This window comes from Delftia acidovorans NBRC 14950, from assembly GCF_001598795.1.
In the GTDB taxonomy this organism is placed as follows: domain Bacteria; phylum Pseudomonadota; class Gammaproteobacteria; order Burkholderiales; family Burkholderiaceae_C; genus Comamonas; species Comamonas acidovorans.
Genome location: NZ_BCZP01000010.1, coordinates 215436 through 239081 on the forward strand (window position 1 = coordinate 215436; position 23646 = coordinate 239081).

Here is a 23646-nt window from a genome sequence, read left to right on the forward strand (position 1 = left end):
CGCTGTCACTGGTAGCCCCGGATTTCCTTGAACACCAGCGGCAGTCCGCTCTTGCCGGTGTTGCGCGCATCGAAGGCGCGCCCGCCCGTCAGCGCGGCCAGGGCCTGCATTTCGCCGGACTGCGCCTCGCCAAAGATGATGGGAAAGACGCGCACCAGCGGCGCGCCGCCGTCGCGCGCCATGCGCTGCTCGCGCTCGAACGCGGCCCAGTCGCGGCCGGCCGTGTTGGCGCCATCGGTCAGCAGCACGATGCTGACGAAGCGCTCGGGATCGGCCCGCAGCTCCTGGCGTGCCTGCTGCTGGGCCAGCGTGAGCGCGTCATAGATGGCCGTGCCGCCGTCGGCCACCAGGCTGTCGGCATAGGCCAGCACCTGGGCGCTTGCGGCCTGCAGGTCGCCCGCCGCGAACTGCACGCGCGCGGGCTGGCCGACCAGGCCCGAGAAAGGAATCAGCAGCACGCGCTCGCGCGCCTGGAAGGCGGCATAGCGCTGGCTGGCGGCCGAGGCCTCGGCGCCGGACAGCAGCTTGAGCGCCTCCTTCATCTGCGCCAGCCGCGCACCCTTCATGGAGCCGCTCACGTCCAGCACGAAGATGCTGGTGGCCGGGCGGCGCAGATCGCTCTGGTAGGCCGAGAGCACGGCATCGATCACCTCCAGCCGGTTCGGAAAGCTCAACTCCACCACGGGCGCCGTGGGCAGCGCCGGGCTGGCCTGTGCCTCGGGGCTGGCGGGGCGCAACTGGGCCTGGCGCAGCGGCTGGCCCTGGAAGGCGGGGGCCTTGAACTGGGCGACCAGCTTGTCATAGTCGGCGCGCCGCGCAGCGTTGATCAGCATCAGCGGATAGTCGGCCGAGATCACGCCGTCGCGCGGGTAGACCAGGGTTAGCCGGTCGGCGGCGGGCAGCTTCTCGTTCAGGCGCAGGATCACGGCCTCGTAGTTGACCAGCGCATCGACGGCGCCGGGCTCACGCTCGAAGGCCTCGGCCAGCCAGCCGGAGCTGCCTGCCGTGAGCTTCTGACCCGACAGAAAGTCCTTGAGCACCTTGGCATTGACCTCCCTGGCGTCCAGGTCCTCGGTCTTGCCGGCCACGGCCGAGGCCACGGCGAACAGCGCGCTCATGCCGGTGTTGGAGCTGGCCGGATTGGTCATGCCGTAGCGCAGCCGGCCCTGGGCGGCAGCGCGTGCGATGTCGGCCCAGGTGGGCGGGGCCTTGTCCCAGCCCAGCTTTTGCAGCACCGGTGTCTTCACGCCCAGGGCCACACGCGAGTAGAAAAGCTTTTCGCGCGCCAGCGGCTTGTTCGCCAGCGCCAGCGCGGGATAGGCGCCATTGGGCGGCAGGATGGCGTCGTACTGCTCGCCCGCATTGATGTGTTCGACCATCTCCAGCGTGCCCGCATAGCTGAGCTTGAGCGGCACGCCCGCCGCCGTGGCGGCCTGCTCCAGCGCGGGCGCCACGTCCTTGAGTTCGGAGCCGGCCAGCACGGTGAATGCACCCTGGGGACCAGCAGGCGCATCGGCCTTTGCCGCGGCCTGCGTCGCGGGTTCGGGCGACTTGCCGCAGCCGGCCAGGGCCAGCGCCAGACCCAGCAGCCACCAGGCCGCCAGGCGCCGGAACATGCTCACAGCACCACCTCGCCGGCGGGCGCCTGCAGCGCCTCGCGCACGTCCTCGCGGCGGCTCTTTTCCAGATAGGCGCGGGACTTGTCCACCTCCTGCGACAGCGTGTCCACCGTGGTCTGCATGGAGGCCAGGGCCTTGACCTTGAAGTCGGCCATGGCGTCCATGGTCTGGTAGATGTTGCCGAAGGCCTGCTGCAGCTTGGCGATGTCGATGGTGCTGCTGGCCGCCTGCTCGTGGATCTTGCCGCTTTGCTCGCGCAGCAGCTCGCTGGTGCCGGCGATCAGGTTGCCCGTGGTGGTGTTCAGCGCCGTGATCTGGTCCAGCACCAGCTTCTGGTTGGCCAGCGCCTGCGCCACGATGACGGCCGTGCGCAGGGCAGAGACCGTGGTGGTGGTCGCGCGGTCCACGCCCTTGGCCAGTTCGAGGTTGTTCTTGCGCACCAGGTCCAGCGCCAGGTAGCCCTGCACGTTCACCGCCATCTGGGTGAGCAGGTCGGTGACCTTCTGGCGTGCGTAGAACAGCATGTCCTCGCGCACCACGCGGGCCTTTTCGGGGTCGCTGGCGTCCAGCTGTGCGGCCTTGGCATCCAGCGCCGCGTCCAGCTTCTTGCCGATGTGGATGTATTTTTCCAGCCGCTCCATCAGGCCCCACAGGTTGGCCTTTTCCTGCTCGATGGCGGCGTTGTCGCGCAGCAGCTCGTCCTTGCCGCGCTTGAGGCTGTCGATGATGGCGTTCAGGTGGCTCTGGCTGGACTGGAATTTGTCGAAGTAGTCCACCAGCCTGTTGCCCATGGGGATCAGGCCCAGCAGCTTGCGCGGCTTGAACAGGTCGTCCTGGCGCGAGGGGTCCAGCGCCTCCACCTGGCGGCGCAGCTCGATCAGGCCCTGGCCGATCTGGCTGCCCTGGTCGAACAGGCCGTTGTTCAGCGTCTTGACGGGGCGCTCCAGCATGCGGTTGGAGACGGCGGCAGCGGCCTGCACCTCCTTGTTGCCCATGCCGTGGATGCGCTCGACCGCGCCCTTGAAGGCGGGCGACTGGCTGTCGTTGGCGGTGATGTCGTCGATGAACTGCGCCACCTGTGCGTCCAGCTGCTGCACTTCCTCGGCCTTGAGGCGGACCTTGCCGCTGGCCGACTCGATGGGCACGGGCAGGGCGGGCGCAGGCGGCTCCAGCACGAAATCCTGCTCCTGTGCAGGCACGGCCACGGCGGCGCTGGCAGTGGTGGTCTGGGGGGTGTTGCTCATCGGTTGCTCCTGGAACGTTCGGTCATTTGAAGCGCTGCTCCATGTCCACGATCATTCGCTCCAGCCACTCCTGGCTGGGCGGATCGATCACATCCACCAGCTGCGCGGGCGCCTGCACGCCCTGCCCGGCCCAGCGCTCGGGCCCGTGCGTGTCGCCGCCGGTGCGAAAGCCGTATTCCTGCGCCAATGCGCGCAGTTGCGGATCGGATTCGAGCAGCTGGCCCACGCGATCGCCCGCAGGCGTGTAGGGCACGAGCACATGCTTGGAATACAGCGTGGGCTGCGGGTAGAGCATCACCATCTCGCCGCTTCTGCGCTGCGGGTGGCGCAGCAGGAACTCCACCAGCTGCGATTCATAGGCCACCAGCAGCGGCGCCTTGCCCATGCCCAGGGCCAGGTAGTCCTCGAACGGCCCGGCCGACGAGCTTTCCTGGAAGCCCTGGCGCAAAAACAGCGGCGCCACCTGGGGCATCACGCGCTCCAGGTCGGCCGGGCTTTGCACCACCTGCTGGCCGTTGAGCACATAGCTGGCCAGCGCCAGGTACATGGCCGCGCTGTTGGAGCTGCGCACATCGGTGCTGGCGGGCAGCACGGCCTTGCCGGTGGCAAAGGCGCCGGAGGCCTTCAGGTCACGCCAGCGCGTGCCCTTGCCGGCCATGGCCAGCAGGGAGGGAAGATCGGTCACGTAAAAGAAGTCGCCCTGCTTTTGCGCAACGCCGTTGGCGATCAGGATCTCGGCAATGGGCCGCCAGCTGGCGAACACGATGGGCGTGTAGAACGGCGTATAGACGGTAGCGGCCCTGGCCGCCGCCTTGAGCTGGGCTGCAGCCGGCGCACCCGAGGGAAAGCCGAAGTCGTACTGCTTGGGGTCGTAGCTGTTGGCAATGCTGCGCGAGCCGGCCTTTTGCACCGTCACCGTCACGCCGTGGCGCGCCAGCACGTCGCGCACGCGCTCGTCCTGGAAGAAGGCTTCCTTCTCGGAGCCGATCAGGCCGCGTGCCGTCACGGACGGCTGCTGCGTCAGCTGCGCCTGGCGGTCCTGCACCAGGGCCGTGCGCGAGTACCAGACGCCGCCGCCCACGGCCGCCAGCAGCAGCGCCGCCAGCCCCGCCGCCAAAGCACGGCGCGCGTTCATTGAGAGGCTCCGCCCTGGATGACGGCAAGATGAAATTCGGTCATGAACGCGCGGGCCGTTGTCATGTTTTGTTCAAAAAAACTTCTTATACGGAAGTTTTGTGACACAACGACGACACGCGGCCCGGCCCGCGCCGCGACTACCTCAACGCGACTATCTCAGCGCGACTACCTCAGCGCGAGTTGCTCAGTGAAGCTGCGCCCACCGGGCGTTTCGCGGTGCTGCTGGGTGCGGTGCTCCACCAGCTGGTCCCACGTCTGCATCTGGCGCTCTTGCGTCTTGCGCAGCGCGCCGGTGACCTGCTTGCCGGCTGTCTCGATCAGCGTGGTGATGGTGCGGCTGTCCTGCACCTTGGTCAGGTCATAGTTGCCCGACTGCAAATCCAGCATGCTGCGGTTGCGCGCCTTTTTGGACTCGGCGTTCAGGGACTCGGTCACCACCTGGGCGATCGACTCGCCCTCCCTGCCGCGGGACTGCCGGGTGGTCTTCTGGCCCACCTGGTACTCGGCGCGGCCGATTTCGGTCACGGCGCCGAATTCGTTGGTGTTCTCGAAATCACCGCTGAAGCTGGCCTGGAAATCGGCCAGACCGCTTTGCAGGGACTGCACGGAACGCTCCAGCCCGGAGAGCGCGACGATGGCGCCCGGCGCGGCCGGCGCCTGCGCGTTGTGCAGCTGACTGAAGGCACTCTTGAACATGTCCACCAGCGCCGCATCCGCACGGCCGCGCTGCGCGGCGGCATCAAAGCGCTTCAGATGCTGGTCCAGCGCGGACTGGCGCTGTGAAGCGCTGGCGCCCACGGGGGCATCGGACTCCAGGTTGACGGCCAGCTCGCCAGCCGCGCCCTTCATCGCCACCGATCGGCCATCGGCGCCCACATGCAGGCTGAACGAGGACAGGGACTGCGAAGGCTTGGGGTTCTTGATGTCCAGGTCCAGGCCGGACAGCACGCTGCGGTCGAAGTCCATCAGCTTGCCCAGTTCCAGCTGGGGCTTGCCCGGCTTTCCCAGGCCTTCCAGCGCTTCGTCCAGCCCGTCGGCCAGCTGGGCAATGGCCGCGCTCTCGGCCTGGCTCAAGGTGCCGGAACTCTTGACCTCGACCCGCAGCCCGCTGCTGCTGCCCGCTTCGCTGCCGTCGTTCGTGGCAATCCGCAGCTCCACGGTCTGGCCCGATTGCGTGCGGATCTTCAGGCTCACGGTGGCAGCGCCCACGGACACATCGCTCAGTGCGGACTTGTCCAGGGCCTGCGCATCCGCGCTGCCTGCGACGGAGTCGGCCGCCGTGGGCGCCTGGTACTCCGCAACCGTCTGTTGGTAGTCCGACGGCGTGGCCGCAAAGCGCGACAGCAGGGCGCCGCCCAGGCCGCGCCAGCGGTCGGCCAGGCTGGCCGACGGGCCCAGGCCCAGGTTGCGCGCCATCAGGGTGCTGATGTCGTCCCTGTCTTGCGAGGCCCAGGCCCGGGTCAGCCTGAACTGGCCCAGTTCCACGGGCTGCGGTTTGGCATAGATGACGCTGGACCCTGTGGACTGGCCCAGCGTGACCTGCGTGCCCGGTTCGGCGGGTGCAGCAGCTGCCGTGGTCGCTGACGACCTCACGGACACCGTGGGCCGCATGCCCGCTGCGCTGGCGGCAAAGCTGGCGCCGGTGGATGAAATGCTGGTCATGGATTGATCGTCTTCCTTCGGTCTTGTCCTGACTGAATGTGGCGGCCCAGGCCTTTGCAGGCAGGGGATTTTCTCTGTTCATGGACCATCGGCAGATTTCCGATTTTCTTTACCCCCCGTGCACCAATATGGTGTGAAAACCTTGTATTCATTGAAATCCGGCCAATACAGGGAATGTTTGGCTGTTGGCGCAGAAAAGACGCCATTGCTCTACTGGACGCAGCGACCGGCGGCAAGCGACATTCTCTCAGTGACGCCGCCCTCTTTGACCTGAGTCAAGACTATGGAGTGAACTGCATCGATATAACGAAACGGCATCGCCAAAATCGGTCGCTGCAGTGCAACATAGATAGAATGAAAAAGACCAGGAGACGATATTGGCATGCAAACCTTTGATTTGCATGCATCAAAACAAGCTATCAAAAGCTTCGTAGTCACAGGAAATACAAACATTCGCCGTGGCGCATATGTCGGCAATGCCGCGCCATGCCCCGTGATTCCTGACGAAGCCGCCCCAAGGCGGCCTGTTTCCCGGCAGACCTTCTGATCTGGAGCATTCGAGATGACGCTATTGGCTGGCAAAAAGGGCCTGATCGTCGGCATCGCCAACCGCGACAGCATTGCCTGGGCCTGTGCCCGGGCCATGCATGCGGCGGGCGCCGAGATCGGCGCGACCTGGCAGAACGACAAGGCCCGTGTGCATGTGGAGCCCCTGCTCGACGAGATCGGTGCCGAGCTGCGCATGCCGCTGGACGTGGGCGACGACGAGCAGATGCGCGCACTGTTCGATGCCGCCGCCGTGCGCTGGGGCCGGCTGGACTTCGTGCTGCACGCCGTGGCCTACGCCCCGCGCAAGGACCTGCAGGGCCGCGTGGTGGACAGCTCCCGCGAGGGCTTTGCGCTGGCCATGGACATCTCCTGCCACTCCTTCATCCGCATGGCGCACCTGGCCGAGCCGCTGATGGCCGCCAGCGGCGGCAGCCTCATGACGCTGAGCTACCTGGGCGCCAGCGAGGTCATGCCGCACTACGGAATCATGGGCCCGGTCAAGGCCGCGCTGGAGTCCACCACGCGCTACCTGGCGGCCGAACTGGGCCCCTCGCGCATCCGCGTCAATGCCGTCTCGCCCGGGCCCATCGCCACGCGCGCGGCCTCGGGCATTGCCGCGTTCGATGAACTCGTGGCCGACAGCGTGCGCCGCTCGCCCATTGCCGGCGAATTGCAGCCCGACGACGTGGGGCCGCTGTGCGCCTTCCTGGCCTCGGACGGGGCGCGCGCCATCACGGGCTGCACGCTGTATGTCGATGGCGGCCACCACATCCTCAACTAGCGGCTGCCGCACCGGCGCCCCGCAGCACTGCAGATGACCCTCCCATTCCCCCGAACCGCCGCCGCCGCGCTGGCAGCCGCACTGGCCGCAGCCCTGGCAGGATGTGCCTCCCTGGCGCCGCCGCACGAGCCGCCGCCCCTGCCCACGCCCGAGGCCTGGCCTGCCCATCTGCAGGCGGGCGCCCAGGGTGTCGCCGCCGCCGGCCTGCCCTGGCGCGAGTACTTCACCGACCCCGTGCTGCGCCAGCTCATCGCCACCGCGCTGGAGCACAACCGCGACCTGCGCGTGGCCGCGCTGCGCGCCGAAGAGGCGCGCGCGGCCTTCCAGATCCAGCGCTCCGAGCTGTTCCCGGCCATTGGCGTGGGCGGCCAGGCCGCACGGGCTCGCGTGCCTGGCGACCTCAACCTCTCGGGCCGCTCCGTGGTCAGCGGCGAGTACCGCGCCGAGGTCGGCTTCAGCAGCTGGGAGCTGGACCTGTGGGGCCGCGTGCGCAGCCTCAAGGACGCGGCCCTGCAGACCTGGCTGGCCAGCGATGCGGGCCGCCACGCCGTGCAGACCGCGCTGATCGCCCAGGTGGCCGACGGCTACCTGGGCCTGCGCGAGCTGGACGAGCGCGTGGCCATTGCGCGCGAGACGCTGGCCACGCGCCAGGAATCCTTTCGCATCTTCACGCGCCGCGAGGCCGTGGGCGCCAGCTCGCGCCTGCAGCTGGCCCAGGTCCAGACCCTGCTGACCCAGGCGCAGGCCCTGCTGGCCCAGCTGGAGCTGGCACGCGCGCAGCAGCTGCATGCCCTGGCCCAGCTGGTCGGCGCCCACCCGGGCCCGCTGCCCGCCGCCGCACCCTTTGACGACGCCCTGGTGCTGGCCGAGCTGCGGCCGGGCCTGCCCTCGGAACTGCTCACGGCGCGGCCCGACATTGCCGCGGCCGAGCACCAGCTGCGCGCGGCCCGGGCCCAGATCGGCGCGGCGCGCGCCGCCTTCTTCCCGCGCATTGCGCTCACGGCCCGCTGGGGCACGGCCAGCGCCGAACTCGACGGCCTGTTCGACGGCGGCAGCCGCGCCTGGGCCTTCGTGCCCACGGTGTCCCTGCCCATCTTCGACGGCGGCCGGCGCCGCGCCAACCTGGAGCTGGGCGAGATCCGCAGCGACATGGCCGTGGCCCAGTACGAGAAAGCCATCCAGACCGCCTTCCGCGAGGTGGCCGATGGCCTGGCCGCACGCCGCTGGCTGTCCGAGCAGATCACCGTGCAGCGCACCGCCGTGCAGGCCCAGGCCGAGCGCGCGCGGCTGGCGCAGCTGCGCTACGACAACGGCTCGGCCGCCTACCTGGAGGTGCTGGACGCCCAGCGCGACCTGCTGGCCGCACGCCAGCAACTGGTGCAGGCGCGGCGCGCCCTGCTGTCCAGCCAGGTGGGCCTGTATGCCGCCCTGGGCGGCGGCAGCGGCGCGGAACCTGCCGCGCTGCCCGCCACCCTGCCGGCCACGCCTGCCGATCCCCCGAATTCCTGAAGCCTCCGGACCCGCCCATGGACAAGAACACCTCTCTGAAGAACAAGATCGTGCCGATCGCCGCCGTGGCGGTCCTGGCCCTCGTGGCCTGGTGGGCCTGGAAGACCTTCACGCCCAAGGGCCCGGGCGAGGGCTTCGTCGGCAGCAACGGCCGTGTCGAGGCCACCGAGATCGACATCTCCACCAAGCTGCCCGGCCGCGTGGAGGAAATCCTGGTGCGCGAGGGCGACTTCGTGCAGGCCGGCCAGCCCGTGGCGCGCATGCAGATCGACACCCTGCGCGCCCAGCGCCAGGAAGCCGACGCCATGCGCCAGCAGGCCGAGCACAGCGTGGCCGCGGCCGAGGCCCAGGTCACCCTGCGCCGCAGCGACCTGGCCGCCGCCCAGGCCCTGATCGTGCAGCGCGAGACCGAGGTGGATGCCGCGCAGCGCCGCTTCAAGCGCTCGGAAACGCTGGCGCGCGAGGGCGCCTCTTCGGTGCAGGAGCTCGATGACGACCGCGCCCGCGTGCGCGGCAGCGAGGCGGCGCTGGCCGCCACGCGCGCCCAGGCCGCCGCCGCCCAGGCCGCCGTGAAGGCGGCCGAGGCCCAGGTGGTGGGCGTGCGCTCCCAGGTGCAGGCGGCCACGGCCACGGTGGCGCGCGTGCAGGCCGACATCGACGACGGCGTGCTCAAGGCCCCGCGCGACGGCCGCGTACAGCTGCGCGTGGCCCAGCCCGGCGAAGTGCTGGGCGCAGGCGGGCGCGTGCTCAACCTGCTGGACCTGTCCGATGTCTACATGACCTTCTTCGTGCCGGAAACTGCAGCCGGGCGCATTGCACTGGGCAGCGAGGTGCGCCTGGTGCTGGACGCCGCGCCCGAGTACGTGATTCCGGCCCGCGTCTCCTTCGTCGCCAGCCAGGCCCAGTTCACGCCCAAGACCGTGGAGACCGCCAGCGAGCGCCAGAAGCTGATGTTCCGCGTGCGCGCCCAGATCCCGCCGGAGCTGCTGCGCCGCCATCTGGAACAGGTCAAGACCGGCGTACCCGGCATGGCCTGGCTGCGCACCGATGCCAGCCATGAGTGGCCCGCCAACCTGGCCATCAAGCTGCCAGCCCAGCCTGCGCAATGAGCGAGAGCACGACGCCCCACGCCAGCGGCTGGGTCGTGCGCCTGAAGGGCGTGCACCAGCGCTATGGCCAGGTCGAGGCCCTGGCGGGCATCGACCTGGACATTCCCGAAGGCCGCATGGTCGGCCTGATCGGGCCGGACGGCGTGGGCAAGTCCAGCCTCATGGCGCTGATCTCCGGGGCGCGCAAGATCCAGGAAGGCAGCGTCGAGGTGCTGGGCGGCGACATGGCCCAGCGCCGGCACCGCGAGGCCGTCTGCCCGCGCGTGGCCTACATGCCGCAGGGCCTGGGGCGCAACCTCTATCCCACGCTGTCGGTGGAGGAGAACCTGCAGTTCTTCGCGCGCCTGTTCGGCCATGACGCGGCCGAACGGCGCCGGCGCATCGACGATCTCACCCAGGCCACGGGCCTGCGCAAATTCCTGGAGCGGCCGGCCGGCAAGCTGTCGGGCGGCATGAAGCAGAAGCTGGGCCTGTGCTGCGCGCTGATCCACGACCCCGACCTGCTGATCCTGGACGAGCCCACCACGGGCGTGGACCCGCTGGCGCGCGCCCAGTTCTGGGACCTGATCGCGCGCATCCGCCGCCAGCGCCCCGGCATGAGCGTGCTGGTGGCCACGGCCTACATGGACGAGGCCCAGCGCTTCGACTGGCTGGTGGCCATGGACGAGGGCCGCGTGCTGGCCACGGGCACGCCGGCCGAGCTGCTGCAGCGCACGGGCAGCCGCTCGCTGGAAGAGGCCTTCATCGCCCTGCTGCCCGAAGAGAAAAAGCGCGGCCATGCGCCCGTGACCATCGCTCCCCTGCCCGAGGGCGGCGAGGACGACATCGCCATCGAGGCCAGGGACCTGACCATGCGCTTTGGCGACTTCGTCGCCGTGGACCATGTGTCCTTCCGCATCCGCCGCGGCGAGATCTTCGGCTTCCTGGGCTCCAACGGCTGCGGCAAGAGCACCACCATGAAGATGCTGACCGGCCTGCTGCCGGCCAGCGAGGGCCAGGCCTGGCTGTTCGGCCAGCCCGTGGACCCGCGCGACATCGACACGCGCCGCCGCGTGGGCTACATGACCCAGGCGTTCTCGCTGTACGGCGAGCTGACCGTGCACCAGAACCTGGTGCTGCACGCGCGCCTGTTCGGCGTGCCCGAGGCGGACATTCCCGCGCGCGTGGCCGAGATGCTGCAGCGCTTCGACCTGCAGGCCGCGCAGCACAGCCTGCCGGCCGCCCTGCCGCTGGGCATGCGCCAGCGCCTGTCGCTGGCCGTGGCCATGGTGCACAAGCCCGAGCTGCTCATCCTGGACGAGCCCACCTCGGGCGTGGACCCCGTGGCGCGCGACGGCTTCTGGCGCCTGCTGGTGGAGCTGTCGCGGCGCGACCGCGTGACCATCTTCATCTCCACCCACTTCATGAACGAGGCCGAGCGCTGCGACCGCATGTCCATGATGCATGCGGGCAAGGTGCTGGACAGCGACACGCCCGCGCGCCTGGTGGCCAAGCGCGGCGCGGCCACGCTGGAGGAAGCCTTCATCGGCTACCTGGTCGAGGCCGGTGGCGGCGAGGCCCCAGCCGTCGAGGAACCGGCCGCGCCTGCCGCCACCGCTGCCGTGGAAACGCACACCGCGCGCCGCCGCCATTTCAGCGCCCAGCGCATGCTCAGCTATGTCTGGCGCGAAGCGCTGGAGCTGCAGCGCGACCCGGTGCGCGCCACGCTGGCCCTGGTGGGCTCGCTGATCCTGATGTTCGTGATGGGCTACGGCATCAGCCTGGACGTGGAGGACCTGCGCTTTGCCGTGCTGGACCGCGACCAGACCACCATCAGCCGCAGCTATGCGATGAGCCTGTCGGGCTCGCGCTACTTCATCGAGCAGCCGCCGCTGACCGACTACGACGCACTGGACCGCCGCATGCGCAGCGGCGAGCTGACCCTGGCCATCGAGATCCCCCCGGGCTTTGCGCGCGACGTGCTGCGCGGCGGCTCCGTGCAGGTGGGCGCCTGGTTCGACGGCGCCATGCCCACGCGCGCCGAGACCGTGCGCGGCTACCTGCAGGGCATCCACCAGCACTGGCTGACCGAGCAGGCGCGCGAGCGCCTGGGCGTGGCGCCGGCCGGCCTGATCGACATCCAGACGCGCTTTCGCTACAACCCCGACGTGCGCAGCCTGCCGGCCATGGTGCCGGCCGTCATGCCCCTGCTGCTGCTGCTTTTGCCCGCCATGCTGACGGCGCTGGCCGTGGTGCGCGAGAAGGAAAGCGGCTCCATCACCAACCTCTACGTCACGCCGGTCACGCGCACCGAATTCTTGCTGGGCAAGCAACTGCCCTATGTGGTGCTGGCCATGCTGAACTTCCTGCTGATGTGCCTGATGGCCGTCACCCTGTTCGGCGTTCCCGTGACGGGCAGCTTTGCCACGCTGGCCCTGGCGGCGCTGATCTTCAGTGGCGCCTCCACGGGCTTCGGCCTGCTGGCCTCCACGCTGACGCGCAGCCAGATCGCCTCGATGTTCCTGGTGCTGATCGGCACGCTGATCCCCACCACGCAGTTCGCGGGCCTGGTCGATCCCGTGTCCTCGCTGGAGGGGGCGGGCCGCGTCATCGGCGAGGTCTATCCGGCCAGCCACATGATCGCCATCAGCCGCGGCGTGTTCAGCAAGGCGCTGGGATTTAGGGAGCTGGCCGGCTCGTTCGGGCCGCTGCTGCTGTCCGTGCCGGTGATCCTGGGCCTGGCCATTGCACTGACCAGAAAGCAGGAGAGCTGACATGCGCACCCGCCTTTTCTCCAACATCTACCGGCTGGGCGTCAAGGAGCTGTGGAGCCTGTGGCGCGACCCCGTGCTGCTGGTGCTCATCGCCTATGTGTTCACGGTCTCCATCTACACGGCGGCCACGGCCATGCCCGAGAGCCTGCACAACGCGCCCATCGCCATCGTGGACGAGGACGGCTCGCCGCTGTCGCAACGCATCGCGGGCGCCTTCTATCCGCCGCAGTTCGCGCCGCCGGCCATGATCGATCGCACGCAGATGGACCCGGGCATGGACTCGGGCACCTACACCTTCGTGCTCAACATCCCGCCCAACTTCCAGCGCGACGTGCTGGCGGGCCGCGCCCCCGAGCTGCAGCTGAACGTGGACGCCACGCGCATGAGCCAGGCCTTCACGGGCAACAGCTATGTGCAGCAGATCGTCTCGGCCGAGGTCAGCGAGTTCGTGCGGCGCTTTCGGGGCGCCACCGCCCTGCCCGTGGACCTGGTGGTGCGCGCGCGCTTCAATCCGGCGCTGGACAAGGTCTGGTTCGGCGGGCTGATGCAGATCATCAACAACGTGACCATGCTGTCCATCATCCTCACGGGCGCGGCCCTGATCCGCGAGCGCGAGCACGGCACGGTGGAGCACCTGCTGGTCATGCCGGTGACACCGACCGAGATCATGCTGGCCAAGATATGGTCCATGGGACTGGTCGTGCTGGTCACCGCCTTTGCCTCGCTCAACCTCGTGGTGCGCGGCGCCCTGGGCGTTCCCATCGAAGGCTCGCTGCCGCTGTTCCTGGCGGGGGCCGCGCTGTGCCTGTTCGCCACAACGTCGCTGGGGATCTTCCTTGCCACGCTGGCGCGCAACATGCCACAGTTCGGCATGCTGCTGGTGCTCGTGCTGCTGCCGCTGCAGCTGCTGTCGGGCGCCATGACGCCGCGCGAAAGCATGCCCGAGCTGGTGCAGAACATCATGCTGGCCGCGCCGACCACCCACTTTGTCGAGCTGTCGCAGGCCATCCTCTACCGCGGAGCGGGGCTGGACGTGGTCTGGAAGCCCTTCCTCGCGCTGGCCGCGATCGGCTCCGTGCTGTTCGCCCTCACGCTCACCCGTTTTCGCAAGACCATCAGCCAGATGGCCTGATTTCGTTCCCGCCGCCAAGGCATCTTTCCATCTCAACCAGCAAGGAGTTTCATATGAGCGCACAGACCATTCCCCTCCATCTGCTCAAGGCACAGCTTGAACTGCAGCTGCACCTGAGCCGGCTGCTGCAGGAAAGCGGCCAACAGTGGCTGGAGCATGCCGCACGCAACGGCCCCGAGCGCATCGCCGAGACCGGCAGCGAGATCGAGGGCGTGCAGCAGACCAGCAGCTGGCAGGAGCTGGCCACCCTGCCCGCCCAGGCCTTCTGGCGCCACGCCCACCTGCGCATGGGCCATGCCCAGGCCCTGGCCCAGACCGCCATGGCCAGCCAGATGACCCTGGCCCAGGGCGTGCAGCAGGCCGTGCACGACTGGCAGCAACAGGTGGCAGCCACGCTGGGCAACAGCACCCAGGGCGCAGCCGACACCGCCGTGCCGTGGAGCGACCTGCTCGCCCGCTGGACCTCGGCCGTGCAGTCCGTGGCCCAGCCCGCCCATGCGGCGCAGCAGCCCATTGCGGCAGCCGCCGCCGAAACGGCCCGCGACACCACAGCCCAGGGCTGACGGCCCCCAAGGAAGCCGCCACGCGGTCCCGCAGGTTCGGGGCCGCATGGGCGCGGGGCGGCCATCCGCACCCAGCCACAAGCAATCACACGCAATCTAAGAGCAGGGCATGACATGCCGGTAAAGGAGTGGGCCAGATGAACGAGAACCTGCAGAGCCACGGCACCGTGGACGTGGGAGGGATGTGGGGCGATCCGATGAAGCTGTCGCAGGCAGCCGCGCAATACGCCACCGATGCCTGGCAGCGCTCGCTGCTGTATGCCGACATCCGGCGCCAGCGTGGCAACCAGTACCGCGAGCATCTGGCCGAGGAAGTGCCCAATGTGCTGAGCTTCCGGGCCGAGATCGTGATGTCGGGCCTGGACCTGCCGCGCCCCGTCAACTACGGCCTGGCACGCATCGCGCCCATGGAGGGCACGGTCATCGACCCGGCCAAGCGCCCCTTCATCGTCGTCGATCCGCGCGCGGGCCACGGCCCCGGCATCGGCGGCTTCAAGCCCGACAGCGAGATCGGCGCCGCGCTCAAGGCCGGCCACCCCTGCTACTTCGTGGGCTTCCTGCCCGACCCCGTGCCCGGCCAGACCGTCGAGGACGTGATGCGCGCCGAGGCCCAATTCGTGCGCAAGGTCGCCGAGCTGCACCCCGAGAGCCGGGGCAAGCCCGCCGTCATCGGCAACTGCCAGGCCGGCTGGCAGATCCTCATGACGGCCGCCGTCTGGCCCGAGCTGTTCGGCCCCATCATCGTGGCCGGTGCGCCGCTGTCGTACTGGGCCGGCGACAACCCCATGCGCTACGGCGGCGGCCTCATGGGCGGCAGCTGGATGACGGCGCTGACCAGCGACCTGGGCGCGGGCCGCTTCGACGGCGCATGGCTGGTGCAGAACTTCGAGAACCTCAACCCGGCCAACACGCTGTGGGAAAAGCAGTACCAGGTCTATGCCGACGTGGACACCGAGGGGCCGCGCTACCTGGGCTTCGAGAAGTACTGGGGCGGCTATGTCTTCCTGGAAGGCCGCGAGATGCAGTACATCGTGGACAACCTGTTCATCGGCAACCGGCTGGCCACGGCCGAGCTGACGACCTCGGACGGCGTGCGCATCGACCTGCGCAACATCCGCTCGCCCATCGTGGTGTTCTGCTCGCATGGCGACAACATCACGCCGCCGGGCCAGGCCCTGGGCTGGATCACCGACCTGTACCGCGACGACGAGGACATCGCCGCCCACGACCAGACCATCGTCTTCGCCACGCATGACAGCATCGGCCACCTGGGCATCTTTGTCTCGGGCGCCGTGGGCCGCAAGGAGCACCGCGAGTTCGCGGCGCACATCGACATCATCGACCTGCTGCCCGCCGGCATCTACCGCGCCGAGATCGCCGACCGCCCGGCCGGTGTGCCGGCACAGGATCTGACCGACGACGCCTACCTGATGAAGATCCGCCGCAGCGACCTGGCCGAGGTGCGCTCCATCGTCCGGCCCGACCCCGAAAGCGAGCGCCACTTCGCCGCTGCCGCGCGCGTCTCCGAAATCAACCTGGCCCTGTACCGCAACACCGTGCAGCCCTGGGTGCAGGCGCTGTCCACGCCGCTGTCTGCGCGCTGGCTGCAGGCCATGCACCCGCTGCGCGTGGGCTATGAATGCTGGTCGGACTCGCACCCGCTGGCGCCCGTCGTGGCCCAGGTCGCCGAGCATGCGCGCGAGGACCGCCACCCCGTCGAGCCCGACAACCCCTTCCTGAAGGCGCAGCAGGCCATGTCGCAGGCCGTGGTGCATCTGCTCGACACCTACCGCGACCAGCGCGATGCCATGCAGGCGCGGCTGTTCCACGCCATCTATGGCTCGCCCCTGGTCCAGGCCCTGGCCGGCCAAAGCCGGCAGGACGACGGCCCGCCGCGCCCGCACCCCGGCGAATCGCCCGAGCACTGCCAGTACATGCGCCAGGAGCTGGCACGGCTGCACGAAAGCGTGGCCCAGGGCGGGCTGTACGAGGCTGTCATCCGCGCCCTGTTCCACGTGCTGCGCGCACGCGGCGAGGCCGATGAGCGCCACTTCCGCCACGCCTGGCGGCTGCTGCAGGACCACCTGGGCGGCGTGCCGCCCGACATGGCGCAGTTCCGCCGCATCGTGCGCCGCCAGGCCCTGCTGATGCAGCGCGAGCCCGACGCCGCCATGGCCGCCATCCCCCGGTTGCTGGCCGCCTCGCCCGCCGCCGACATCCGCTGGGGCATGACCACGGTGGACGAGCTGGCCAACCAGGGCGGCAACCTCAGCGATGCCGAGCACCAGCGCCTGCTGCAGGCCATGGGGCATTTCGTGCAGGCGCTGGAGGCCGCCGAGTCCAGGCAGGCGAAAGAGCAGGCCGAGCGGCACCCAGCCATCGCGCCAGCCTCGGTGGCCGAGCCTGAACCCGCACCTGTGACGGCACCTGTGACGGCACCTTCGGCAGCGTCTCTGACCGCACCTGTTCCCGACTCCGCGCCTGCCGCCAAGCGCCCCGCACGCGCCCAGGCCAGCCGTGCACACCCCAGCCCCCGGAAAAAGCGATGAACCTCTCCCCCGATTCCGATGCGGCCCTGCCGCCCGAAGACCTGGCCCTGCTGCGCAACCACAGCTTTGACGAACTGGACGTGGGCGACAGCGCCAGCCTGGAACGCACGTTGAGCACCCAGGACCTGCGCCTGTTTGCCGCCCTGTCGGGCGCGGCCGTGGCCGACGGCACTGGTGCCGGTGCCGGTGCCGGCACGGTTGCCGGCGCCGACGATGACGACACGGCCCTGATCGCCCACGGCATGTGGGGCGGCATGCTGCTGGCCTCGGTGCTGGGCACGCGCCTGCCCGGCCCCGGCACCACCCTGGTCGGCCAGACGCTGCGCTTTCTGGCGCCGCTGGCCGCAGGCGACCGGCTGACCGTGCGCGTGGAGGTGCTGGCCAAGCAGGCCGAGCAGCGCCAGGTCACGCTGGCCGTGGCCTGCAACAACCAGCATGGCGCCGCCGTGATCGAGGGCCAGGCCACCGTGCATGCGCCTGCGCGCCACATCGAGCGCCAGCGCACCAGCCTGCCCGAGATCCGCCTGGAAGCCGGTGGACGCGACGGCCTGCAGCGCCTGCTGGCCCATGTGGCCGGCCTGCCGCCCATCCGCGTGGCCGTGGTCCATCCCTGCGACGAGCCCAGCCTCTCGGCCGCGCTGGACGCGCGCCGCGAAGGCCTGATCGACCCCGTGCTGGTGGCCCCGCGCGCGCGGCTGGAGGCCGTGGCAGCCGAGCACGGGCTGGACCTGGGCGGCCTGCGCATCGAGGACGTCCCGCACAGCCACGCCGCCGCCACGCGCGGCGCCGAGCTGGCCGCCTGCGGCGAGGTCGAGGCCATCATGAAAGGCAGCCTGCACACGGACGAACTCATGGCCGAGGTCGTGGCCGCCGCCGCCGGCCTGCGCACCAAGCGCCGCGTCAGCCACTGCTTCGTGCTGCAGACGCCGCACTACCCGCGCCCGTTCATCGTCACCGATGCGGCCATCAACCTCGCGCCCGACCTGCAGCAAAAGGCCGACATCGTGCGCAACGCCATCGCCCTGGCACATGCCATCGGCGTGCCCGAGCCCAAGGTCGCCATCCTGGCCGCCGTGGAGACCGTGAGCCCGCACATGCCGGCCACGCTGGACGCCGCCGCGCTGTGCAAGATGGCCGACCGGGGCCAGATCGAAGGCGGCGTGCTCGACGGGCCGCTGGCCTTCGACAACGCCGTGTCCATGGCCGCCGCGCGCACCAAGGGCATCGATTCGCCCGTGGCGGGCCAGGCCGACATCCTGGTCGTGCCCGACCTGGAAAGCGGCAACATGCTGGCCAAGCAGCTCATGTACATGGGCGAGGCGGCCAGCGCCGGCATCGTCATGGGAGCCAAGGTGCCCGTGATCCTGACCAGCCGCGCCGACAGCCGCGCCTCGCGCATTGCCTCCTGCGCCATCGCCCTGCTGCTGGCCCACCGCTACCGGAACTCCCCGCCATGATCTCCGCCCACACCGCATCCTCCCCCGCCCGCGAACTGGTCGTGGTGCTCAACTGCGGCTCGTCCAGCATCAAGTTCGCCGTCTTCGACGGTGCCCAGCGCCCGCTGCCGCGCAAGCCGCTGTGGAACGGCAAGGTCCAGGGCATCGGCGGGCCCGCGCCCGACTTCGGCGAGAGCGGCGTGCCGCCCTTTGCCATTGCCCTGGATGCCGCTCACCCCTACCGCGCCGCGCTGCAGCTGATCCGCGAGCGCATCACCGCGCGGCTGGCGCAGCTGGACGGCGCCCGCGTGGCCGCCGTCGCCCACCGCGTGGTGCACGGCGGCAGCCGCTACTTCGAGCCCGTGCGCGTCGATGCCGGCGTGCTGGCCGACCTCAAGGCCTTCATCCCGCTGGCGCCGCTGCACCAGCCCTTTGCGCTGGAGGCCATGGACATCCTGCTGCGCGAGCGGCCCGAACTGGTGCAGGTGGCCTGCTTCGACACCGCCTTCCACCACACGCTGCCCAAGGTCGAGCAACTGCTGCCCCTGCCGCACGCGGCCTGGGAGCGCGGGCTGCGCCGCTACGGCTTCCACGGCCTGTCCTACGAATACATGGCCACCGCCCTGCCCGAGCGCCATGGCGACCTGGCACGCGGGCGCACCCTGGTGGCCCACCTGGGCAGCGGCGCCAGCCTGTGCGCCATGCAGGGCCTGCAAAGCGTGGCCACGACCATGGGCTTCTCTGCGCTGGATGGCCTGATGATGGGCACGCGCACCGGCGCGCTGGACCCCGGCGCCGTGATCTACCTGATGGAAATCGAAAAGCTCAGCCTGCAGGAAGTGGGCCGCATCCTGTACCACGAGTCCGGCCTGCTGGGCGTCTCGGGCACCTCGTCCGAGCCGCGCGTGCTGCTGCCGCTGGAGTCAGGCGGCGATGCCCAGGCCGAGCGCGCGCGCGATGCGCTGGCCCTGTACGTGCGGCGCATCGTGCGCGAGATCGGCGCCCTGGTCGCCGTGCTGGGCGGCCTGGACCTGCTGGTGTTCACCGCAGGCGTGGGCGAGCACAGCGCCGAGATACGGCGGCGCGTGTGCGAGGGCCTGGGCTTTCTGGGCCTGCGGCTGGACGCCGAGGCCAATGCGCGCGATGCGGCCGTGATCTCGGCCACCGGCAGCGCCGTCACCGTGGGCGTGGAGCCCACCAACGAGGAATGGGTGGCAGCGCGCCATGCGCTGCGCTGGCTGCCGGGCAACGCGATCCCCGCATGAGTGTGAACAGGCCCTAGGAACGATCGTCCTGCGCACCGCCTTCGCGCAGCCGCGCGAACTCGCGGTGCTCGTAGGCAATGCATTCCTCCATGAGGTGGCGGTACACCGCCTCCATCATGTCGGGCTGGCCGCCCTCGGCGGCCGTGCGCTCGCGCACGCGGCGCACGATGGCCTCGATGCGGCCCTCGTCGCGCACCTGGGCCGCATCGGCCTTGATGCGCGCGGCCTGCTGCATGTAGCCCATGCGCGTGACCAGCAGCGGCACCAGCACATCGTCCAGCGCATCCACATTGCGGCGCACATCCAGCATGTCGGTGCAGTGCTGCACCAGGTCGATGGCCTGCTTGGCGCGGTCCGTGCTCATTCCAGTCCTTCCTCCACCAGCTCGGCCGCGCGCATCAATGCGCGCGCCTTGTGCTCGGTCTCTTTCCATTCCATCTCGGGCACGGAATCGGCCACCACGCCGGCGGCGGCCTGCACGTAGAGCGTGCCGTCCTTGATCACGCCGGTGCGGATGGCAATGGCCAGGTCCATGTCGCCCGCAAAGCTCAGGTAGCCGCAGGCGCCGCCGTAGATGCCGCGCTTGGTGGGCTCCAGCTGGTCGATGACCTCCATGGCATGCACCTTGGGCGCGCCCGTCAGCGTGCCGGCCGGGAAGGTGGCCTTGAACACGTCCATGTTGTCCATGCCGTCGCGCAGAATGCCCTCCACGTTGCTGACGATGTGCATCACGTGGCTGTAGCGCTCCACGGCAAAGGCCTCGGTCACCTTCACGCTGCCCGTCTTGGCGATGCGGCCGATGTCGTTGCGCGCCAGGTCGATCAGCATCACGTGCTCGGCGCGTTCCTTGGGGTCGGCCACCAGCTCCTTTTCGGTGGCCTTGTCGGCCTCGGGCGTGGCGCCGCGCGGGCGCGTGCCGGCCAGCGGGCGGATGGTGACCTTCTGGCCCTCGTCCGTGTTCTCCTGGCGCACCAGGATCTCGGGGCTTGCGCCCACCACATGGAAATCGCCCAGGTGGTAGTAGTACATGTAGGGGCTGGGATTGAGCGAACGCAGCGCGCGGTACAGGCTCAAGGGGCTGGCCGTGAAGCGCTTGTGGATGCGCTGGCCCACCTGCACCTGCATGAAGTCGCCCGCGGCGATCAGCTCCTTGGCCTTCTCCACGGCCGCCAGGTAGTCTTCCTTGGCAAAGCTGCGCTGGGCCGGATGGCTCTCGCCGGCCTTGATCTGCGGCGCGCTGACCGAGTAGCGCAGCAGATCCTTCAACTGCCGCAGCCGCTTCTTGGCGCGCGTATAGGCCTCGCTCTCGCCGGGGTTGGCATAGACGATCAGGTACAGCTTGCCCGACAGGTTGTCGATCACCGCCACTTCCTCGCACTGCAGCAGCAGGATGTCGGGGCAGTTGAGCGTATCGGGCGGGCAGGAATCTTCCAGCTTCTTCTCGATATAGCGCACGGCGTCGTAGCCGAAGTAGCCGGCCAGCCCGCCGCAAAAACGCGGCAGCCCCGGGCGCAGCGCCACCTTGAAGCGCTTTTGGTAGGCAGCGATGAAATCCAGCGGATTGCCCTTGGCCGTCTCCACCACCTGGCCATCGGTCACCACCTCGGTGCATGCCGCATCGCCGAAGCCGCTGGCGCGCAGCAGCGTGCGTGCAGGCAGGCCGATGAAGCTGTAGCGCCCGAAGCGCTCGCCGCCCACCACGGACTCCAGCAAAAAGCTGTGCTTGCCGTCACCGCCCGCATGGGCCAGCTTGAGGTAGAGGGACAGGGGGGTTTCGAGATCCGCAAACGCCTCGACCATCAGAGGGATGCGGTTGTAGCCCTGCGCAGCAAGGCTCTTGAATTCGAGTTCGGTGATCACGGGGAAAGACTCCGGATTGCGTGGCGCTGGCAGACCTGGTGTGGGTGCGGGCTGCGTATGGATTGCGCCGATTCATTCGATTGGCCCGTGGGGCCTCGGGTGCACGCCGGGTCGCGCCCCGGGTGCTTCAGCTGTTCAGTTGGACAGGCTTGCGCCAGGGCCAGGCTCCCCGGTCTCCACAACCTGCAATGAACATGCGATGAATGAACATAGCGGGCAAGTGTAGCGCAGACGCGGCTGGGTACAAGTGCGGACCGGCGCCTTGCGGGGGCGCCGCAGGGGCCTGCCATGGCCACAATTGACACCCTGGTCAGCCTGACCAACAATGGCAGCACAACCTGACCAGAAAGGTCGACCATGCCGTCCCATTTCTCCGCCCGCACCGACGCTGCCTTGCCCGAGGGCGAGCGCGACCCGCTGAACCGCGCCCTGCGGGACCTGAGCCATCAGGTCGGATCGGCCATGCCGCGCAACACCACGCCCATGCCGATCTCGGTCTTCAAGGCGCAGTACGGCTCGGTGCTCAAACAGGCCGATCACGACGGGGTGGCCCTCATCTCCCAGGGCCGCAAGCGCTACGTGATCGTCAGCGAGGAGCACATGGTGGCCCTGTCCGCCAACGAGCGCGCCCCCCGCACGGTGGCCGACATCTGCCGGTCCCTGCCGCTGCCGCGCCAGGCCGTGGATCTGTCCGCTGCGCAGATGTCCGGGGCGCGCGGCGATATCGACGTACCCGCCCGGCGCGCGCCATGAGCCGCTACCTGCTGGGCCCCCGCTGCCTGCTGTGGATGGCGAACCAGGAACCCGCAACCCTGCAGTGGTTCTCCACCATCCGGCCGCTGGACTGCATCGTCAGCGACCTGTCCATGGCCATCGCCAAGGCCGCCGTGGCCGAGGCATTCCACGACCTGCGCGACCGCAACGAGTGGTTCTCCCTGCTCGACGCGCTGTATGCCAACCTGCGGGCCGAAGGCGCCTCCATGCTGACCAGCGTGGACAACAAGGTGCTGGAGCGCTTCATCGAATGGCGCAACTTCGCGCCGCTGGACAGCCAGGGCCCGCAGGGCACGGCGCCCCTGGCGCAGGACCTGCGGCTGCTCATCGCCACGGCCGACCTGCTCAAGGTCTGCTACACCGAACCCGCCAACCTCTACCTGACGCAGGCCGCCGCCCGGGGCGTCACCGTGCACGCGCTGTGATGGACTTCGACGTACCGCCCCTGTCCAGCGCGGTGCGCCAGGGCCTGCGCAGGCGCCGGGTCGTCCTGAGCCTGTCGGGCGGCGGCTATCGCGGCCTGTTCAGCGCACATGTGCTGGAGCGCATCCACCGCGAATTCGGCAACGGCGACCTGCTGGAGAAAGTGGACCTGTTCGCCGGCACCTCCATCGGCGCAATCATCGCCACCGCCCTGGCCAGCGGCTGCCAGCCCGCGCGCATCAAGCAGCTGCTGCTGGACCACGGCCCCGCCATCTTTCCCTCCAAATGGCTGCCCGGCCTGCGCCAGGCCATGGGCAAGGCGCTCTATGACAGCGCCCCGCTGCGCGCAGCGATCAAGGAGGCCATGCCGCAAGCGGAGCAGTCCGCCCTGGGGCAACTGCAGGTGCCGCTGCTGCTGCCCGCCGTGAACTGGAATTCATCGCAGCTGCACGTGCTGGCCAGCGGCGCCCTGCCCGACAGGGACCGGCTGGGCCTGACGCTGATGGACGCCATGCTGGCCTCATCGGCCGCCCCCACCTACTTTCCCGCGCACGCCGCAGCAGGCCATGTCTTCGTGGACGGCGGACTCGCCGCCAACGCGCCCGACCTGCTGGCCCTGCAGGCCGCCCGCCAGCTCTGGGGGCCGGCCGCCGACATCGTGATGATCAGCATAGGCACCGCCAACCCCCAGCAGGGCCAGGACCCCGTGGCCATGCCCCGGCGCGGGCTGACCCTGGTCAAGCCCCTGCTGGACCTGGTCATGGCCGCCCAGGAGGTCCAGGCCGTCAAGGCGGCCCGCCAGGAACTGGGCACCAGCAGCTACCTGCGCCTGAACTTCACGCAGCCCGCAGCCCAGCAAAAGCGCCTGGGCCTGGACATCGCCAACGCCGACAGCACCCGTCTGCTGCAGGCCCTGGGCGACGAATGCATCGCCGCCCTCACGGACCAGGAAAAGACGCTGCTGAAGAACGTCCTGGGCTGAAGCCCCAGGCCAAGCGAAGCGAAGGCCCTACAGGGCTTGCAAAGAGAATCAGCGCTCAAACGCCGCCGAAGCCGCAGCCATCCGCCGCAGATACGCCGGATCCTCCTGCAGGCAATGCACGTAGCTCACCTCGTCCTCCACCAGCTCCTCCATCCGCTGCGCAGCCCCGCAAATGGCCTGCAGCGCATTGGCCACCACCTCCAGATTGCGATGGCCCTCGGGCCGCTCCAGCCAGGCCAGCGCCAGCTGGCCCAGCGAATACACCTCGCTGCTGCCTTGCAGCGTCAGCCGGCCGATCT

Annotated in this window: 20 protein-coding genes; 13 read left to right on the forward strand and 7 right to left on the reverse strand. The window is 69.5% G+C overall.

Annotated elements, in window-relative coordinates; translation table 11 throughout:
* Nucleotides 1-5: 5 nt before the first annotated feature.
* The 4 genes from DA1_RS15490 to DA1_RS15505 all read right to left on the reverse strand — a co-directional run bounded on the left by DA1_RS15490 (nucleotide 6) and on the right by DA1_RS15505 (nucleotide 5662).
* Nucleotides 6-1616: a vWA domain-containing protein gene (locus DA1_RS15490; protein ID WP_034389649.1), complete on the reverse strand. Its 1611-nt coding sequence runs from the start codon at nucleotides 1614-1616 to the stop codon at nucleotides 6-8.
* 2 nt (nucleotides 1617-1618) lie between these two features.
* Complete coding sequence (locus tag DA1_RS15495) at nucleotides 1619-2863, reverse strand: toxic anion resistance protein (protein WP_034389647.1); 1245 nt, start codon at nucleotides 2861-2863, stop codon at nucleotides 1619-1621.
* Between the two features lie 22 nt (nucleotides 2864-2885).
* Entirely contained in the window at nucleotides 2886-3998 is a 1113-nt protein-coding gene (locus tag DA1_RS15500) for a hypothetical protein (protein ID WP_034389645.1), read from the reverse strand.
* Nucleotides 3999-4165: 167 nt separating this feature from the next.
* Entirely contained in the window at nucleotides 4166-5662 is a 1497-nt protein-coding gene (locus tag DA1_RS15505; protein WP_034389643.1) for a hypothetical protein, read from the reverse strand.
* Between the two features lie 382 nt (nucleotides 5663-6044).
* On the opposite strand from DA1_RS15505, the gene DA1_RS30455 reads away from it, so the two are divergent.
* The 10 genes from DA1_RS30455 to DA1_RS15550 all read left to right on the forward strand — a co-directional run bounded on the left by DA1_RS30455 (nucleotide 6045) and on the right by DA1_RS15550 (nucleotide 19308).
* A complete protein-coding gene (locus DA1_RS30455) occupies nucleotides 6045-6209 on the forward strand; it encodes a hypothetical protein (RefSeq protein WP_155294163.1) in 165 nt (54 codons plus the stop codon).
* Between the two features lie 15 nt (nucleotides 6210-6224).
* Nucleotides 6225-6992, forward strand: a complete 768-nt coding sequence (gene fabI, locus DA1_RS15510) for an enoyl-ACP reductase FabI (protein WP_013804678.1) — start codon at nucleotides 6225-6227, stop codon at nucleotides 6990-6992.
* Between the two features lie 33 nt (nucleotides 6993-7025).
* A complete protein-coding gene (locus tag DA1_RS15515) occupies nucleotides 7026-8501 on the forward strand; it encodes an efflux transporter outer membrane subunit (RefSeq protein ID WP_034389642.1) in 1476 nt (491 codons plus the stop codon).
* A 17-nt stretch (nucleotides 8502-8518) separates the two neighbouring features.
* A complete protein-coding gene (locus DA1_RS15520; RefSeq protein WP_012202692.1) occupies nucleotides 8519-9610 on the forward strand; it encodes an HlyD family secretion protein in 1092 nt (363 codons plus the stop codon).
* Nucleotides 9607-12363 (forward strand): ribosome-associated ATPase/putative transporter RbbA, encoded by a 2757-nt coding sequence (gene rbbA / locus DA1_RS15525; protein WP_034389640.1) that lies wholly within the window; start codon nucleotides 9607-9609, stop codon nucleotides 12361-12363. The genes DA1_RS15520 and rbbA overlap by 4 nt, the downstream gene beginning before the upstream one ends.
* A 1-nt stretch (nucleotide 12364) precedes the next feature.
* Nucleotides 12365-13495, forward strand: coding sequence for an ABC transporter permease (locus DA1_RS15530; protein ID WP_034389638.1), 1131 nt, complete (start codon nucleotides 12365-12367; stop codon nucleotides 13493-13495).
* A gap of 53 nt (nucleotides 13496-13548) precedes the next feature.
* On the forward strand, nucleotides 13549-14058 hold the full coding sequence (locus DA1_RS15535) for a hypothetical protein (protein WP_034389636.1): 510 nt from the start codon (nucleotides 13549-13551) through the stop codon (nucleotides 14056-14058).
* Nucleotides 14059-14195: 137 nt separating this feature from the next.
* Nucleotides 14196-16607, forward strand: coding sequence for a DUF3141 domain-containing protein (locus tag DA1_RS15540; RefSeq protein ID WP_034398061.1), 2412 nt, complete (start codon nucleotides 14196-14198; stop codon nucleotides 16605-16607).
* Nucleotides 16604-18064: a bifunctional enoyl-CoA hydratase/phosphate acetyltransferase gene (locus tag DA1_RS15545; RefSeq protein ID WP_034389634.1), complete on the forward strand. Its 1461-nt coding sequence runs from the start codon at nucleotides 16604-16606 to the stop codon at nucleotides 18062-18064. Before DA1_RS15540 ends, DA1_RS15545 begins: the two co-directional genes overlap by 4 nt.
* Nucleotides 18061-19308 carry an acetate/propionate family kinase gene (locus DA1_RS15550; RefSeq protein WP_034389632.1) on the forward strand — a complete coding sequence of 416 codons (1248 nt, stop codon included), beginning with the start codon at nucleotides 18061-18063 and terminating at the stop codon, nucleotides 19306-19308. The genes DA1_RS15545 and DA1_RS15550 overlap by 4 nt, the downstream gene beginning before the upstream one ends.
* Before the next feature lie 13 nt (nucleotides 19309-19321).
* Here the strand turns inward: DA1_RS15550 and DA1_RS15555 are convergent, their stop codons facing one another.
* Both DA1_RS15555 and trpE read right to left on the reverse strand, forming a co-directional pair.
* Complete coding sequence (locus tag DA1_RS15555) at nucleotides 19322-19672, reverse strand: chorismate mutase (RefSeq protein ID WP_016449526.1); 351 nt, start codon at nucleotides 19670-19672, stop codon at nucleotides 19322-19324.
* Nucleotides 19669-21168, reverse strand: a complete 1500-nt coding sequence (trpE, locus tag DA1_RS15560; RefSeq protein ID WP_013804687.1) for an anthranilate synthase component I — start codon at nucleotides 21166-21168, stop codon at nucleotides 19669-19671. The genes DA1_RS15555 and trpE overlap by 4 nt, the downstream gene beginning before the upstream one ends.
* A gap of 357 nt (nucleotides 21169-21525) precedes the next feature.
* Here trpE and DA1_RS15565 point away from each other — a divergent pair, with 357 nt between their 5' ends.
* From DA1_RS15565 to DA1_RS15575, 3 genes are read left to right on the forward strand one after another with little or no spacing between them, the layout of a single operon-like run.
* The gene (locus DA1_RS15565; RefSeq protein WP_034389630.1) at nucleotides 21526-21921 is read left to right on the forward strand and encodes a hypothetical protein; all 396 of its coding nucleotides are present in this window, start codon (nucleotides 21526-21528) and stop codon (nucleotides 21919-21921) included.
* The gene (locus DA1_RS15570; protein WP_034389628.1) at nucleotides 21918-22367 is read left to right on the forward strand and encodes a hypothetical protein; all 450 of its coding nucleotides are present in this window, start codon (nucleotides 21918-21920) and stop codon (nucleotides 22365-22367) included. Before DA1_RS15565 ends, DA1_RS15570 begins: the two co-directional genes overlap by 4 nt.
* Nucleotides 22367-23347 (forward strand): CBASS cGAMP-activated phospholipase, encoded by a 981-nt coding sequence (locus tag DA1_RS15575; RefSeq protein ID WP_034389626.1) that lies wholly within the window; start codon nucleotides 22367-22369, stop codon nucleotides 23345-23347. Before DA1_RS15570 ends, DA1_RS15575 begins: the two co-directional genes overlap by 1 nt.
* A 48-nt stretch (nucleotides 23348-23395) precedes the next feature.
* On the opposite strand, the gene DA1_RS15580 is transcribed toward DA1_RS15575, so the two are convergent.
* On the reverse strand, nucleotides 23396-23646 hold a 251-nt coding region (locus tag DA1_RS15580), incomplete at its 5' end, for a hypothetical protein (protein WP_062794131.1).